The organism is Streptomyces sp. M-16, from assembly GCF_052114405.1.
In the GTDB taxonomy this organism is placed as follows: Bacteria; Actinomycetota; Actinomycetes; order Streptomycetales; family Streptomycetaceae; genus Streptomyces.
Genome location: NZ_JBFRER010000047.1, coordinates 1 through 13,145, shown reverse-complemented (window position 1 = coordinate 13,145; position 13,145 = coordinate 1). Strand labels below are relative to the sequence as shown.

The 13,145-nt window shown below is 71.1% G+C and carries 17 protein-coding genes; all 17 read left to right on the top strand.

Annotated elements, in window-relative coordinates; genetic code table 11:
- The first annotated feature begins 5 nt into the window (after positions 1-5).
- The 17 genes from AB4039_RS21560 to AB4039_RS21480 all read left to right on the top strand — a co-directional run bounded on the left by AB4039_RS21560 (position 6) and on the right by AB4039_RS21480 (position 12,222).
- The gene (locus AB4039_RS21560; RefSeq protein ID WP_442271521.1) at positions 6-722 is read left to right on the top strand and encodes a hypothetical protein; all 717 of its coding nucleotides are present in this window, start codon (positions 6-8) and stop codon (positions 720-722) included.
- An 87-nt stretch (positions 723-809) separates the two neighbouring features.
- Positions 810-1,436 (top strand): DUF6248 family natural product biosynthesis protein, encoded by a 627-nt coding sequence (locus AB4039_RS21555; protein ID WP_442271520.1) that lies wholly within the window; start codon positions 810-812, stop codon positions 1,434-1,436.
- A gap of 186 nt (positions 1,437-1,622) precedes the next feature.
- On the top strand, positions 1,623-2,009 hold the full coding sequence (locus tag AB4039_RS21550; protein WP_442271519.1) for a DUF6409 family protein: 387 nt from the start codon (positions 1,623-1,625) through the stop codon (positions 2,007-2,009).
- Positions 2,010-2,110: 101 nt separating this feature from the next.
- Positions 2,111-3,508 (top strand): hypothetical protein, encoded by a 1,398-nt coding sequence (locus AB4039_RS21545; protein ID WP_442271518.1) that lies wholly within the window; start codon positions 2,111-2,113, stop codon positions 3,506-3,508.
- A gap of 253 nt (positions 3,509-3,761) precedes the next feature.
- On the top strand, positions 3,762-4,322 hold the full coding sequence (locus AB4039_RS21540; RefSeq protein ID WP_401573215.1) for a hypothetical protein: 561 nt from the start codon (positions 3,762-3,764) through the stop codon (positions 4,320-4,322).
- 139 nt (positions 4,323-4,461) lie between these two features.
- Positions 4,462-4,863: a hypothetical protein gene (locus tag AB4039_RS21535; RefSeq protein WP_442271517.1), complete on the top strand. Its 402-nt coding sequence runs from the start codon at positions 4,462-4,464 to the stop codon at positions 4,861-4,863.
- A gap of 71 nt (positions 4,864-4,934) precedes the next feature.
- Entirely contained in the window at positions 4,935-6,173 is a 1,239-nt protein-coding gene (locus tag AB4039_RS21530) for a phosphoadenosine phosphosulfate reductase domain-containing protein (protein ID WP_442271516.1), read from the top strand.
- Positions 6,174-6,262: 89 nt separating this feature from the next.
- The gene (locus tag AB4039_RS21525; protein ID WP_442271515.1) at positions 6,263-6,628 is read left to right on the top strand and encodes a hypothetical protein; all 366 of its coding nucleotides are present in this window, start codon (positions 6,263-6,265) and stop codon (positions 6,626-6,628) included.
- Between the two features lie 486 nt (positions 6,629-7,114).
- The gene (locus tag AB4039_RS21520) at positions 7,115-7,768 is read left to right on the top strand and encodes a hypothetical protein (RefSeq protein WP_442271514.1); all 654 of its coding nucleotides are present in this window, start codon (positions 7,115-7,117) and stop codon (positions 7,766-7,768) included.
- A gap of 90 nt (positions 7,769-7,858) precedes the next feature.
- On the top strand, positions 7,859-8,515 hold the full coding sequence (locus AB4039_RS21515; protein WP_442271513.1) for a hypothetical protein: 657 nt from the start codon (positions 7,859-7,861) through the stop codon (positions 8,513-8,515).
- A gap of 54 nt (positions 8,516-8,569) precedes the next feature.
- The gene (locus tag AB4039_RS21510; RefSeq protein ID WP_442271512.1) at positions 8,570-8,779 is read left to right on the top strand and encodes a hypothetical protein; all 210 of its coding nucleotides are present in this window, start codon (positions 8,570-8,572) and stop codon (positions 8,777-8,779) included.
- A gap of 416 nt (positions 8,780-9,195) precedes the next feature.
- The gene (locus AB4039_RS21505) at positions 9,196-9,570 is read left to right on the top strand and encodes a DUF3846 domain-containing protein (protein WP_442271511.1); all 375 of its coding nucleotides are present in this window, start codon (positions 9,196-9,198) and stop codon (positions 9,568-9,570) included.
- Between the two features lie 65 nt (positions 9,571-9,635).
- Positions 9,636-9,902, top strand: a complete 267-nt coding sequence (locus tag AB4039_RS21500) for a hypothetical protein (protein WP_442271510.1) — start codon at positions 9,636-9,638, stop codon at positions 9,900-9,902.
- A gap of 247 nt (positions 9,903-10,149) precedes the next feature.
- On the top strand, positions 10,150-10,437 hold the full coding sequence (locus tag AB4039_RS21495; protein WP_442271509.1) for a hypothetical protein: 288 nt from the start codon (positions 10,150-10,152) through the stop codon (positions 10,435-10,437).
- A gap of 315 nt (positions 10,438-10,752) precedes the next feature.
- Positions 10,753-11,007, top strand: a complete 255-nt coding sequence (locus AB4039_RS21490) for a hypothetical protein (protein WP_042815416.1) — start codon at positions 10,753-10,755, stop codon at positions 11,005-11,007.
- 100 nt (positions 11,008-11,107) lie between these two features.
- Complete coding sequence (locus AB4039_RS21485) at positions 11,108-11,605, top strand: DUF6573 family protein (RefSeq protein ID WP_442271508.1); 498 nt, start codon at positions 11,108-11,110, stop codon at positions 11,603-11,605.
- 188 nt (positions 11,606-11,793) lie between these two features.
- Positions 11,794-12,222 carry a hypothetical protein gene (locus AB4039_RS21480; RefSeq protein WP_442271507.1) on the top strand — a complete coding sequence of 143 codons (429 nt, stop codon included), beginning with the start codon at positions 11,794-11,796 and terminating at the stop codon, positions 12,220-12,222.
- Positions 12,223-13,145 lie beyond the last annotated feature (923 nt).

The window sequence follows — 13,145 nt, the reverse complement described above, 5'->3', positions numbered from 1 at the left end:
ACTGCATGAGCACCCACACCCTCAGCACGACCCGGCTCGACGCCGTCATCGCCGAAGGGACCGACCGCGGCTTCACCCGCATCCGCCTGGCCGACGGCCACGCCCTCCTCGTCAAGGTCCGGCCCGGCGGCCGCGCGGCGGACGAGGTGCTCCTCTCGCCGGGCCTCACCGCCCCGGACACCGAAGCCTGGGCCGAAGAGGACTTGTGGGAGCAGTGGCTCATCGGCGCGGACCTCGACGCGGAAACCGTAACGTTCCTGGACGTGCCCACCGAGGCGCTCCGCGACCTGATCGCCGAGCACGGCGGCGAACACGAGGACCAGGAGGGCGAGGACCCCGCGCCGAGCGCCGGGGGCACCGCGGCCGGAGAGGTCGCCCAGGAGCTCGGGGCCGAGCTCGCCGAGCTGCACGGGGCGTTCGAGCACGGATACGGCGCCGACGACATCCGGCTCGTCTTCGGGCGCATCAACGACGAGGGCGGCCCGTACCTGGTCTGCGTGTGGGACGTCGCCGACGACTACGGATTCGGCGGCAACGCTGAGTTCTACGCCGAGGACGAGGAGTGCAGGCTCTTCGAGCTCAAGCCGGACGTCTACCGCTGGCTCACGGGCCAGCAGGACAGCCCCGGCCCGCTGGGCACCTGGGTGGGCGCGCACGTTCCCGAGCTGGTCGAGTTCGCCGCCACCGACGACCGCCACAACTACGCCCGGACCGAGCGCTGACCGTCGCTGTACGCGGCAGGGGGCGGATCTCCGCCCCCTGCCCGCGATTGAGCAGGCTGCCGAACGCTCAGCATCGAAGGGATCTGCATGAACGAGACCCGACGCGCTGCCGGCCCGCGGCCGGAGGCCGGGTTGTTCGCGTACCCGGTCATCCGCCGCCCGCAGCGCACGCTCACCCCCGAGGAGCGGGAGATCGTACGGGGAATCTCCAACCTGAACTTCCAGGGCGCCCTGATCATGGGCATCGTGGATCCGGTCCCCAACCCCTCGCCGATGGAGGAGGCTGAGGGCGCGTGGGTGTGCGAGCAGGTGTGGCCCGCCTACCTCCAAAAGATCGAGCGCAAGTACCCCTTCGGCTTCGCCCGATGGGCCATGTGCGAACGGGGCACCTGCTGGAACTGCGTGGCCGGCCGCTGCGACCTGTGTGTCCACCGGCAGGAAGGCGGCCCTCACGTGGACGACAACATCGACTGGGTGCGAGACACCCGGGGCCGGTGCGTCGCCCGGTTCATCGTGCGCCCCGGCGGCGAGCCGTGCGTGTGGTGGTGCCGGTGCGCGTGCCCCAAGAGCGAGCCGACCTCGGAGGGGCCTGCGGCTCCCATCGAGGACGAGGCCGTACGGGGGGAGCCCGCGGGGGCGGGTGGAGCCTCGCCAGGCATCCGCCGGCGCCAAGGCTCTCCGGGCAACGCTGGAGCGCAGTACGCCCTGTTCTGACGGCCACCCCCGCTCCCCGCTGTCGGCGGCGGCGCGGCGTGTGCCTGATCGCCGGTGAGCATCTGGGTCCGCCTGTGGCGCGCCTGAGAAGGGGGCACCCTTGCGCAAGTGATGGATGGTGGGTATAGTTTTCGTGTCGGTGGGGGATTCCTGCCGACGCCCCCACCCCTCTCCAAAGGAGTCCACATGACCGTCGCCACCGCCTCCGCCACCCAGACCGTTCTGGAGCCGGGCACGGTCGTGCGCACCCCCCGCTACGACGAGGGCAAGAACACCGGTATCCGCCGGGCCATCGTCCTGGGCCTTTGGAACGAGAACGCGCCGAAGGACGGATACCGGGTGTGGTTCTACACGCTCGGCGCCCCCTCGTTCGCGCCGAGGACGCTGGGCATGGCGTTCGCCAACGAGCCCGTCGTGGTCGGCACGGTCGACGACATGTCCGAGCGCACCCTGCTCCGGCTCTGCCTCCAGCTCCGGGACTACAACCTCCGGAGCCGCGCTGGATACGGCGCCGTCGAGCACCGGATCCAGAAGGCGGGCCTGCGCATCCGCGCGCTCCGCCGGGGCCAGTAGCCCGATGCCGGGGGCGGCACCACCGCCCCCGGCCCCGCCCCCGGTCGGCCGTGGCAGCCGACCGGCACCGAAAACACACCCCACACGCAAGGAGCCCCGTCATGGCCCGTACCACCTTCGTCGCCTCCACCGGCTGCACCCGCACCAGCGAAACCCGCCACTACACCCACGCGGTCATCGCCGACCGCCGCGACGGCGAGGGCCGCATCGTGCACACCTGGTCCATGTCCGCGGCAAACGTCACCAGGGCCGCCCGGACCGCCGAGCGCGCGGGCTGGAAGAACATCACGGTCGAGGAAGTCAACGTCCAGGAGAAGCCGGCCCGCACCCGCAAGGCCACCCCGAGGCAGGCACCCGCCGCCGCCCAGCCGGCCCCGGCCGCCGAGCGCGAACCGCTCGCCCTCTACACCGTCCGCCCGGCTGCGAACGGAGGCTTCGACGTCGTCAACACCTCGGGCCTGGTCGTCCCGGGCGACTGGCAGACCGAGGCCGACGCCCAGGAGCGCGCCGACCACCTGAACGCCCAGGAGAACCACAAGCGCGCCGAAGACGCCCTGACCGAACCGCAGCGCCGGGTGTACGCCATCGTCAAGCGCGACGGCTCGATCGGCGCCGGATACGGTCACAACCTCACCGCCGTCCGGAGCCTGCACGCCGCAGGCCTCGTCAAGCTCACCGAGTACGGCCCGGGCTCTTGGAACGCCGCCCTCGTCCCGCCGCCCGCCGCCGGCCCGGCCGAGACCGCTCCGGCGGCCGGTACGGGCGTACTGCCCCAGGACGCCGAACACCCGGCGGCCGCCGCCGCGGTGACGGCCCTGGCCGGGCAGCCGCTCGCCGACGTCACCGGCCCCGACGACCTCGGCGAGGTGGCTGGCTACTGGGTCCGGCCGGACGGCACCAGCGGCCGCCTGGCCGTCGCCTGGGTCGAGGACGGCAGGCTGAGCACCAGCGCCAACGGGCGGCCGCCCCTGACTCGGCTGAGCGTCGCGAAGGAGCTGTTCGAGCGCACCGAAGGCTGGATCGTCGAGCCCGGTGGCCACTCCTCCCTGCACGTTTGGCACGTGCCGACCCTGGATGCCGCGGCCAAGCAGGACGCCGCCGCCGACCAGGCCCGGGGCGCGATCACCGACACCTGGACCATCACCCACACCGGCCTGCCCGAGGGCCGCTGCTTCCTGAGGGTCGAGGCCCCGGACTCCGACGCAGCCTTCGCGGCCGCCCTGGCCACCCGCGCCGGCCGCCTGGTCCAGCAGGCCGGACACCGGCTCGGCGCACGGCGCCTGAGGGAAGCGGACCTGGCCCGCACCGTCGGCGAGCGGGTCAGGCACGTGGCCAGCGGCCAGACCGGCACCGTCGAAGCGGTGGACGTACGGATGGCCGGCGGCCGCGCGTACCGGGACGGCGTGACCGTCGCCGTTGACGGCCGCTCCCGCAAGACCGCGCGCTCCCTGGAATGGGAGCCCCTGCCGACGGCCGATGACCCCGAGGCTGCCTGCTGACGGGCCCCGCCCGGCCCCAAGGGGCCGGGCAGCTCCCCTTCCCCTCCGCCGCCATCGCCCGCGTCCGGAGCGCTGCGCCCAGGCGGCGCACTGCCAGTGGCCGCCCGCAGCAACGCCGGTGCCGACTGCGGATTTCTGCCGAGGGGGTAAGGGCGAGCCCTTGCGTGATGATGAATAGCGGGTATAGTTGTCTCATGGTCGACGGTGGCAGTCGACCACACCGGACACACATCCTCAGACCCTTCGGAGAGTCATGATCATCAGCACGCCGCTCCCCAACGCCCTGCACGCCGCCGCCCGGGCCCGCGCCATCGCCGGTATCGCCCGACAGAGGAGCGTGCTCAACCACCCGGCCGAGGAGGCGCTCACCACGGTCGCCGAACTCCTCGACGACGTCGCGCTGGCCTTCGAGACCGACCTTCCTCCGGTCCTGGACGGTGTCGTCATCACCAACACGATCCCCTTCGACGCCTCCCTGCTTCTGTCCATCGCCGAAGACGTCGTCGCGCAGAACACGGCGACCGGGCTCCCCGCCTGCCTCGGCCAGTACGTCACCAGCGCCGTGTTCGGCACCCTCGAACTGCCCCGGCCTCTGCACCCCGTCAGCATCCAGCTCGCCTCCCAGGAGACCAGCCTGCGCGGCGCCCTCCAGCTCCTCCACGAGCGCCACCTGACGGGAGCCGGTGAGCGGCCGGAGGCGGCGGCGCTCTACCTGGAAGCCGCATTCAAGCTCCACCTGAAGTGGGGGCGCCTCGCCGCCGCCGTCGCCGTGGACAACGCCCGCCCCTACAACCGGCCGACCGTCGCTCAGTAGGACCTCGCGGGGCGTACAGCGCGCCCCGCACCCCGGCACCCGGCCCACCTCGCGCCGGGTGCCGGGGTCCGGCACCCCCTGCGCACGACACCGTCCGGCGCGGCAATGCGCCCCTGCCCGCTCGATGCGAAGGAACGAGATGACCAACCAGACGGAACCCACCGAGGGCGACCTGCTGCTCGCCGAACTGGCCGCCCTGGGTCGCCGCGCCTTCCCCGGAGAGGAGGGCGGCATGACCTTCCTGATCATGGCCGTTGACCTGGACGCCCCGGACGACGAGGACGCCGCCTACGGCGTCCTGCACGTCCTGATGTACGCCGGCGAGCGCGCCGACCGGCCCGCGGCTGACCACCGCGAACCCTGGTCCGCGCATCTGCACGCCGCCGACGGCACCTACCTCACCACCCTCGTCGGCGGTTCCCCCACGCCGCTCGACCCGGCCGCCGACGCGGCCCGGTGYGCCCGCGAGGTGACCGAACGGCTCAGCGAGCGCCGCCGCAGCAGCATCCGGCCGCTCGCACGGCGGTTCTGCACGTTCTGATCCACCCCCGGCCGGGCGGCAGTGGCAGCCGCCCGGCGCCGAACTCACCACCCCGCACCCAGAGGAGACCCATGGACATGCTCACCCGGCGCCGGCTGCTGGAGGGGATCCGGCGCGCCCACCAGGCCGACGCCGCGTACACCGCCGCCGGCCGCGCCCGCACCCGGGCCGCCAAGGCCAGCGCCGCGCACGGACGCATCACCCGCGACCTGCAACTGCGGGGCGCGGCCGACGAGCTGCAGGCCGAGCAGGCCACCCATGCCGGCCTCGTCCGCCGCGAGCAGGAGGCCCGGGCCAAGGTCTGCCGGACCTTCAACGCGGCCCGCGTGGCCAACCGCGCCCTCGCGGCGCTCTACACCCCGCACGCCCCGGGCCGCGGAACCGGCGGCGAGCGCCGGTCCGGCGTTGCGGCCGCCCTCCTCGGTGAGCTCGCCGAGACTCCCCGCGAGCTCATCCTGGCCGCGGACAAAATCCTTGTCTCCACCAGCGCGGGCAAGGACTCGCTCGTCTGCGCGTACCGCGTGGTCACCCTGGCCGCCGAAGCCGGCTGCCTGGACAAGGTGGTCATGGTCCACGCGGACCTGGGGGAGGAGTCCGAATGGCCGGGGGTGCGCGAGCTCGCGCAGCGCCAGGCCGAGCGGTGGGGCGTCGAGTTCGTCGTGGTCCAGGCCGACCGCGGTCTGCTCGGCCTCGTCGAGAAGCGCGGCATGTGGCCCGACGCTGCCCGCCGGCTGTGCACCTCGACCCTGAAGCGCGACAAGATCGCCCCGCTGTTCAAGCAGATCACCGACGCCCTCGGCCTGGACGGGCAGGTCCTGATCCTCTCGGCCCTCGGAATTCGGGCGGCCGAATCCCCCGCCCGGGCCCGGAAGCTGCCTCTCGCCATCGACATGCGCGCGAGCACCGGGCAGCGCCTGGTCCTGACCTGGCACCCGATCCTGGAGCTCTCCGAGACCGACGTCTGGCAGCAGATCGCCGAAGCCGCCCTGGAGTACCACCCCGTGTACGACGCCGTCATCCCCCGCCTGTCCTGCGTCTTTTGCGTACTCGCCGGCCGGGACGTCCTGGTGCGCGCCGTACGGCTGTGCTGGGCCCTGGGCCTGGACCTGCCCGCTCGGTACGTCGCCCTGGAAGAGCAGATCGGCCACCGCTTCAGGGAGAAGCTCAGCGTTGCCGAAATCGTCGCTGCGGCCGCCCGCGTCGAGGCGGAGGAAGGCCCACTGCTCTGGGCGCGCGGGGACGCGCTGCGGCGCCACGTCGGCGAGGAGGCCGCGGCCGACTACCTCCGCCGGCTGGCCCTGGCTGCCTAACCGCGGAGACGGCGCGCGAGGGGCACCCGGGCCGGACGGGCTCGGTCGTTTCCCCTCCGGGCCCTGGCGCGGGTTCCTACAGTGCCCCTATGGCGATTGATGCACCGCCCGGGAGGGTCCGGGAAAAGATGATTGTCGAGCGTCCGGCGGGGACGAAATTCTCACGGTCCAGGCAGCCGGGTGGAGGAAGTAGCCCTCTTCTGCGGGGCGAGGACAACCGGCTGCAGACGCAGGCCGTGTTGTTCCCCGACGACACGGAGGACGACCTCGACCCGCGGATCGTCGCAGCCTTGGCCGTCGGCCTGGCCGCGGGGGCGGTGGCGGTCAAGGCAGCGCCCCTCGTGGCGGCCACGCTCAGAGACCTCCGGTCGAGGATGTCCCGCAAGAGGCAGACGGCCCTCAGCGCCGCGAAGCCGTCGACCGGCGCGGAGGAGCCGCCTACCACGATGCCGTAGCTGCCTATCAGTTGAGAACCGGGCCCGGTTCCGGCCGGGGCCGCCCCCAACAGGTCTGCATGGCCCGAGGTGACGTGCGGCCCGGGCCGGTTGCCCGGCCTCGTCGAGGGTGATGATGGTCTCCCGCGCCGGGGGAGGGACGCAACCGACCGGGACGCCCTGCAGCCGCTCGCTGGCTGCCGCGGCATCTGCGAACAGCGCGCCCGTCTCGCCCGGCTGATCCGAGCCGAGCAGCCGCTGGACGTCCTCCACCAGCTGATCACCGCGGGCGCATCAACGGCCTGAACGCCGGCAATCCATTGGCCTCGCCCCGTACGGGGCGAGGCCAGTTCTGCGTGATGGGCGCGGATGGTGATGAGCCCCTGAGCAGCGGAAACAGGGTCCAGGCGCCTCCCGGAAGTGATGAGTGTGTGGTATAGTTGTCTTGTGGTCGACGGTGGCAGTCGGCCAGCACCGGACACGCGCGCGAACACCCTGGAGACCCGTATGCCCCTGGACTTCACCAACCCGCACGAATTCAGCTGCTTCGGCACGCTCCACCCCGACCGGCTCGTGAACTGGTCCTTCGGAGACGCCCACATCGAGTGGGACCTCACCGGCCTCTTCTCCGGCCCCGGCACCTACACCACCGTCCCGCTCGACGCCGAGACGGACATGCACTACCTCCCCGGCGACTCGGGAGCCACCAACACCGTGGCGCAGCACCTCGCCGCCCGCTACGGCTTCGACGGCCTCGACATCCGGGGCCCCGTCCACTTCACCGGCCCGAGCGGCGAGACCGACCGCGCCCTGGGCATCGCCCCGGACGCCTTCGACGTCATGTACGGCAGGGTCCAGGACATCTGCGCCGACCTCGGCGTCCGCACCTGGTGCAAGCTCCACCCCGGCGACACCGTCAGCGTCCCCTACACCGACCTGGAACGCGGCGACGTCTACTGGTTCCTGAACACCCCCCACCGCTTCCTGCACTTCAGGGATTTTCCCGTCGGCAGCAAGACGCTGGAGTTCATCCCGGACGCCCGCGTCCTGGTCTGCGACGACGAGTTCGAGGTGACCGCCTACGGCACCTACCAGTGCCGCGCGGACCGCGCCCCGGCCGGGTACTGGCAGCGGACCGGCAATCAGCTCCTCAGCGCCTGACCCGCTCCTCCCCCCGGCCAGGCGCCGGGGGGAGGAGCCCAGCTTCGGCCGGCCGAACCGCCGGCCCCTCAACACCCTTCAGGAGGACCGATGCACACCAACCTTCAGGACTGCCAGGACGCACTCGAAACCGCCCGGGCCCAGGCGCAGGGCCTGACCCACACCCTCGCCGCCACCCTGGCCCACATGTACCCGCACGCCGCCTACCTGGTGCTGCGCCGCGACCCCCGCTCCGGCGAACTCCACCTCGACAGCCTCCGGACCGCCGGCGGCGCGCAGGGCGTCTGCGGCGACCTGGATACGCTCCCCGAGCTCACCGACCCCGAACTGCGCACGGCCTGGGGCGGGACCGATCCGCGCGATCCCCAGGCCCTGCTCCAGGTCCTTAGCGACCTCGACCGTCTCGGCGCCCCGTTCGGCCGGCTCCCCGACTCGGCGCAGGTGTATGCCGACCCGTACGAGGACACGGCGGCCCTGCTGTGCCTCGTGGTCAACGCCGATGCGCCCGAGCCGGAGGGCCACGACCGGGAAGTGACCGCGCACCTCGCCCTGACCGTGACCGAGGAGGTCACGTACGAGTTCACCGTCGAGGTCGAGCTTCCCGCGTACATCGCCAGCAACCCGAACGCCCTGCGCGACTACCTCGCCGACAACGAGGACATCTGGCTCGACCACCTCGACCCCCTCAGCGGCGTCACCATCAACGAGCGCAGCCTGGACGACGTCGAACTCACCCTCGCCGCCTAGACCCCCAAGAGCCGACACGCGGGCGCCGAGGGCGCCCAGGAAGGGCAAGAACGCATGCCGGAGTACAGCGTCACCTGGACCATCGAGATCGGCGCCGACACGCCCGTACACGCCGCCTACGAAGCACTCGCCGTCCAACGCGACCCCGAGTCCTGGGCCACGGTCTTCACCGTCCACACGGACGACGGTGACGTGACCGTCGACCTCAACCCCCGCCAGCCGGGCCCGCCGTCCCTGAGCGGCCCCTGGACCCTGACGGCATAGCCAGCACACCCTCGCGCCCCGGCCCGGCCCACCAGCCGCGCCGGGGCGCCGTCATGTCCGGCCCCGGGCCACGCCGGCCGTCGGCAGCTGGACGGCGCCGCGCGGTCCGTACGGCGCCTTCGGCCGCGGCGACGGTCTGTGCGCCGTCGGCTCGGGCAGCGTGCCTCCACCGCGCGCCTCGGCACTGCGGACGGGCGTCATCTTCGCGGTCGGCCATCGCGACGCCGGCGCCGGCGCCCTGGAAGGCCGGCGGCGCGCCAGGGCGTGCCGCCGGCGGGCCTTCGGCATGCCGCTGAACAGGGGAAACGCACCTCCAAGACGTTCACAAAGTGATGGATAGTAGGTATAGTTATCTTGCGGGTCGGTGGTGGCAGCCGACCCGCACCGAAAACCAACTCCCAGGAAAGGGGACCCCCATGCCCACCCTCCTCCAGGACAGCTACGCCCTTCGGGTCGAGCCCACCGGCGGATTCCGCCTGCTCGACTGGGGCTCCGAGATGCGCCCGCAGGACGCGCTGGACGCTGACCAGGTCCGATGCGTCGACCTGACCACCCGGCTGATCATGTGGACCGACGAGTGGGCCTTCCCGCTCGGGCACCCCGACAACGGACCGGCCAGCGAGCTCCTGCACACCTACCGGACCAGGCCCTACACGGTCAGCGGACTCGCCGTGTTCACCGGCACCACCACGTCCGGCGGCAGCGTGCTCGGCCTCACCGAGGACCAGGCGCTCGTACTCGTCGACCGCTTCTTCAACCGTCACCGCGACATCCCCCGGCCGCGCCGCTAAACGCAGGTCACCCCGGGCCCCGGAACCCAATTCCGGGGCCTCCGAATTCAGCGAAAGGAAACACCATGAAATTCACCATCATCGGAGACTGGTACGAAGTCTGGGATCTCGCCTCACCATTCGCAGTCGTCGCCGACGGAGCGGATTTCGAGGAAGCCAAGGCAAACGCGGCCGCCGCGGTACTGGAGGCCTTCCCGCACCGTGCCGAGGAAGACGGGGAGACCCCCGAGACCCTCTGGGGCGGAGACCACGGCGCCTACGTCGTCGCGGCCTTCCTCGGAGACCTCGGCGCCCAGGCGGTCGACGCCGCGCACTTCGAGCTGATCGCGTGACCGCCGCCACCCAGACGTACACCGTCATCGGACTGACCCTCGACGTCGACAGCACCGAGCTGCTCATCGCGACGTCCTCGCGGGCCCCGTCGCGGACCAGGTCGAGCTGCTCGCCACCAGCGAGGAGGACTTCACCCGGTGGGCCGAGGAGTTCGACGCCCCCGACCCGGACACCGCCGCAGACCTCGTCTACACCCACTGCCGCACCTTCGGCAGTGCGCCGAACGCCGGAGAGTACCTGCACCAGGTGCTGGAGGACGAGGACATCGAGGCCACCGCGGGCGGCCACCCCGGCTCCGGGTGCTACTGGGTCTCCATCGGTACCCCCGATGGCGGAGAGATCCTCATTAGCGGCCAGGGCCGACACGAGGCCGAGGTGTACTACCCCCTGACCGAACACGCCGGTTGGCTCGTCTGCCGCTACGACGAGAGCGGCCTGGAGTTCACGATCCTGCACGACTCCCACGACCCCGACCTGGCCGCCGACACCGCCGCCGCCGTCGAGGCCGTACGCGCCAGCCTCGCTACCGGCTAGGCGCGCCCCGCCCTGCGCCCCCACCGTGCCGCTGACGCACGGTGGGGGCGCAGCTGTGCTCCGGCCGCCAGGGCGCCGAGCCGGAGCGACGTCCGGGCAACAACGCACCCTCTACCGGCTCCCCTCTTCCCGCCGGCCGCGGAGGGGAACGCCGGCGGTTCACTCGCGGTCGGCGAAGGGCGGTCGAACCGCATTCACCCAGGTAGACGAGCCAATGAGGGCGCGAAAGTGACTTGTGTGTGTTATAGTTGTCTTGTTGGTCGGCGGTGGCAGTCGATCACAAACCGAATCCACGCACAGCCGTGAGGAGACATCATGTCCGACACCCTGCTCCGCACCCTCGACCTCATCGAGCCCGGCGACCTGGTCATCTACCACGGGAGCATTCCGTCGCACCACGGCCTCCACCTGGCCCGGCCGTGCGACTGCTTCGACTGCGGACGCGCGGACTACCTCGGGAGCACCGACACCCGCTACCGGCTGAGTGACCCCTTCGCCGAGGACCCGGCCGCCCTCACGCTGCGCTGCGTGCGCCGCCAGTCCATCACCCGGTCCACCGCCAACGCCTGACCCTCCCTCGGGGCGCAGCCACCCGGCTGCGCCCCGCCCCGGGCGGCTGGGAGTGGCACCCCGCCGCCGCCGAAAGCACCCCCTCACGAAAGGGCAGACCATGACCGACAAGACCCTCATCAACGGCGCAGCGAACCGGGACAGTCTGGGCCCCGACGCGATGCGCTGGACCCCCGAGCCGGAGCAGCCGGCCGTTTCCGTGGCCTACGTCTTCGGGGAGGTCATCCACGGCTACAGCCGGGCCCGCGCCATCGCCGACGGGGTCCTGGTCGCCGTCGGCGACGACATCGCCCGCGAAGCCGGGTTCAGGTTCCCCGTCGCGCTCACCGCGGCCGCGTGGGCCGACTGCGTCGCCTGGACGGACGAGGACAACCGGCAGACCTACCAGGACGAGGAAGGCCGCCTCTGGGATGTGCTCCGGATGACCCGCTACGCCATCCGGCGCTCCGACGGCGGCCCCTCCTGCACCGTCGAGCTCTACCGCGTCCCGCGCGACGGAGAGAGCGAAGAGGGCGAGCGGACACAGCAGCTCGCCACGTGCGGGCCTGGCGACGACATGGAGCCCGTGATCACCATCTCCCTGCCTGGCGAGGACTGACCGCCAGCAGCAAGCGCCCCACCCCCAAGGGGTGGGGCGCTGTGCGTTCCTGGCCCTCCCCACGTGCGAAAACACCCCGGAAAAGATCCACGCAGCCTCCCGAAAGTGGTGAATGTGAGGTATAGTTGTCTCATTGGTCGGCGGTGGCAGCCGCCCAGGGAACCGGAAGCAGACCGAGAGGAATCGGCATGGCAATCACGTCGTACAACCAGACCCCGTACGAGATCCAGCGCGCCGCCGCGCTGTTCATGGGCTTCCTCGACGCGGTAGGGGACGGCTGTCACGTGCTCGTCGTCGCGGCATCGGCAAACGGCGACTCCATCGGGATCACCGTGCCGTTCCGCAACGAGGGCCAGACGACCGACGTGGACCCGGACGCCGCCCTTGAGGCGATGATGATCATCACCCTCGCGGCGTCCGTCGGCGGGGGTGCGGTGATCCGTACGAACTTCGCCAACGAGACGTACCGGGTGTGCGGTTGGAAGCTCGTCGAGTTCTACGCGAAGCCGCTCAACGCCGCCGAGATCTTCAACGTGTACTGCACGGACGCAGACGGTGAGCCGGTTCCGCCGGAGTGGGGTGTGGAGTACGTGGCTGCGCCCCGCCTGGGGGTCTGATTCGTGGCCCTGGGGTGCGGCAGGCCGGGCCGCACCCCAGGGCTCTACGGGCCCTAGAACGGATCTGAGACCCCGGTGCTGCCCGGTGGTGTGAAGTGGGTTGGTGTTGGGGTGTTTTGACGGTGTGATAGCCGGAGCGGGAGGCCCGGAAGGGCCTCCCTTTTTCTTTTCTGGCGGTGGTTTTCTATTCGATTCGCGGAGGGCCTATATTTATTCTCCATTCTCTGACGTGACATCATCTTCGGAGGTCGTGGCGGTCCGTCCGCGACGTACGCTAGAAATGTGGGAGCGATCCTTGATGATGGGATAAGGCGAATCCCGGCGCCCCGGAATTCGGCCGTAAAGGCCGCCCCCGGAATTCAGACCCGCGCTCACACCCCTGTGAATCAGGCGACCGGCAGGGCGTCTATCCCTGACACGGCGCCCGGAAGGGCACTGAAACCCCCTCAGGAATCACGCCGTCACCCTCACACCCGAACGCCCCACCCCACCCCCCGGGACACCCGCACACGCTCCCTCCCACCCCCACAGGCCCCGACAGGGGCCCCCACCCCCCACCAAGCCACCACCAACCCCCCAACCAGCCACCACACATGACACCAAACCCCAGACCCTAGCCACACCCCTCCAACGAAACACCCCCACAGCCTCAAGCCCCGAAGGGGCCCACACCACCCACCACCCCACCCSCCGGCAGGCGGGCCCCACCCCACAACCAACACTCCATCAATCCCCGCAACGCGGGAATTAAAGAAAGCCTGAAAGGCTTTCAAAAACCACCAACCAAGAATTGCCGAAAGGCAATTCAAACCCGCCCAACAAAACCCCCGAAGGGGGTTGACCGGAACCACCCCGAATTCCCCGAAGGGGAATTCCCTGCGGGAATTGCCGAAAGGCAATTCCTTTAGGGGCATTTATGCCCC

What these genes read in the sequence shown, in the direction of transcription:
- AB4039_RS21525 (WP_442271515.1), top strand. Translation starts at nt 6,263, where the DNA reads ATGGCGATTGATGCACCGCCCGGGAGGGTCCGGGAAAAGATGATTGTC.
- AB4039_RS21520 (WP_442271514.1), top strand. Translation starts at nt 7,115, where the DNA reads ATGCCCCTGGACTTCACCAACCCGCACGAATTCAGCTGCTTCGGCACG.
- AB4039_RS21560 (WP_442271521.1), top strand. Translation starts at nt 6, where the DNA reads ATGAGCACCCACACCCTCAGCACGACCCGGCTCGACGCCGTCATCGCC.
- AB4039_RS21550 (WP_442271519.1), top strand. Translation starts at nt 1,623, where the DNA reads ATGACCGTCGCCACCGCCTCCGCCACCCAGACCGTTCTGGAGCCGGGC.
- AB4039_RS21515 (WP_442271513.1), top strand. Translation starts at nt 7,859, where the DNA reads ATGCACACCAACCTTCAGGACTGCCAGGACGCACTCGAAACCGCCCGG.
- AB4039_RS21510 (WP_442271512.1), top strand. Translation starts at nt 8,570, where the DNA reads ATGCCGGAGTACAGCGTCACCTGGACCATCGAGATCGGCGCCGACACG.
- AB4039_RS21540 (WP_401573215.1), top strand. Translation starts at nt 3,762, where the DNA reads ATGATCATCAGCACGCCGCTCCCCAACGCCCTGCACGCCGCCGCCCGG.
- AB4039_RS21545 (WP_442271518.1), top strand. Translation starts at nt 2,111, where the DNA reads ATGGCCCGTACCACCTTCGTCGCCTCCACCGGCTGCACCCGCACCAGC.
- AB4039_RS21500 (WP_442271510.1), top strand. Translation starts at nt 9,636, where the DNA reads ATGAAATTCACCATCATCGGAGACTGGTACGAAGTCTGGGATCTCGCC.
- AB4039_RS21480 (WP_442271507.1), top strand. Translation starts at nt 11,794, where the DNA reads ATGGCAATCACGTCGTACAACCAGACCCCGTACGAGATCCAGCGCGCC.
- AB4039_RS21530 (WP_442271516.1), top strand. Translation starts at nt 4,935, where the DNA reads ATGGACATGCTCACCCGGCGCCGGCTGCTGGAGGGGATCCGGCGCGCC.
- AB4039_RS21490 (WP_042815416.1), top strand. Translation starts at nt 10,753, where the DNA reads ATGTCCGACACCCTGCTCCGCACCCTCGACCTCATCGAGCCCGGCGAC.
- AB4039_RS21505 (WP_442271511.1), top strand. Translation starts at nt 9,196, where the DNA reads ATGCCCACCCTCCTCCAGGACAGCTACGCCCTTCGGGTCGAGCCCACC.
- AB4039_RS21555 (WP_442271520.1), top strand. Translation starts at nt 810, where the DNA reads ATGAACGAGACCCGACGCGCTGCCGGCCCGCGGCCGGAGGCCGGGTTG.
- AB4039_RS21485 (WP_442271508.1), top strand. Translation starts at nt 11,108, where the DNA reads ATGACCGACAAGACCCTCATCAACGGCGCAGCGAACCGGGACAGTCTG.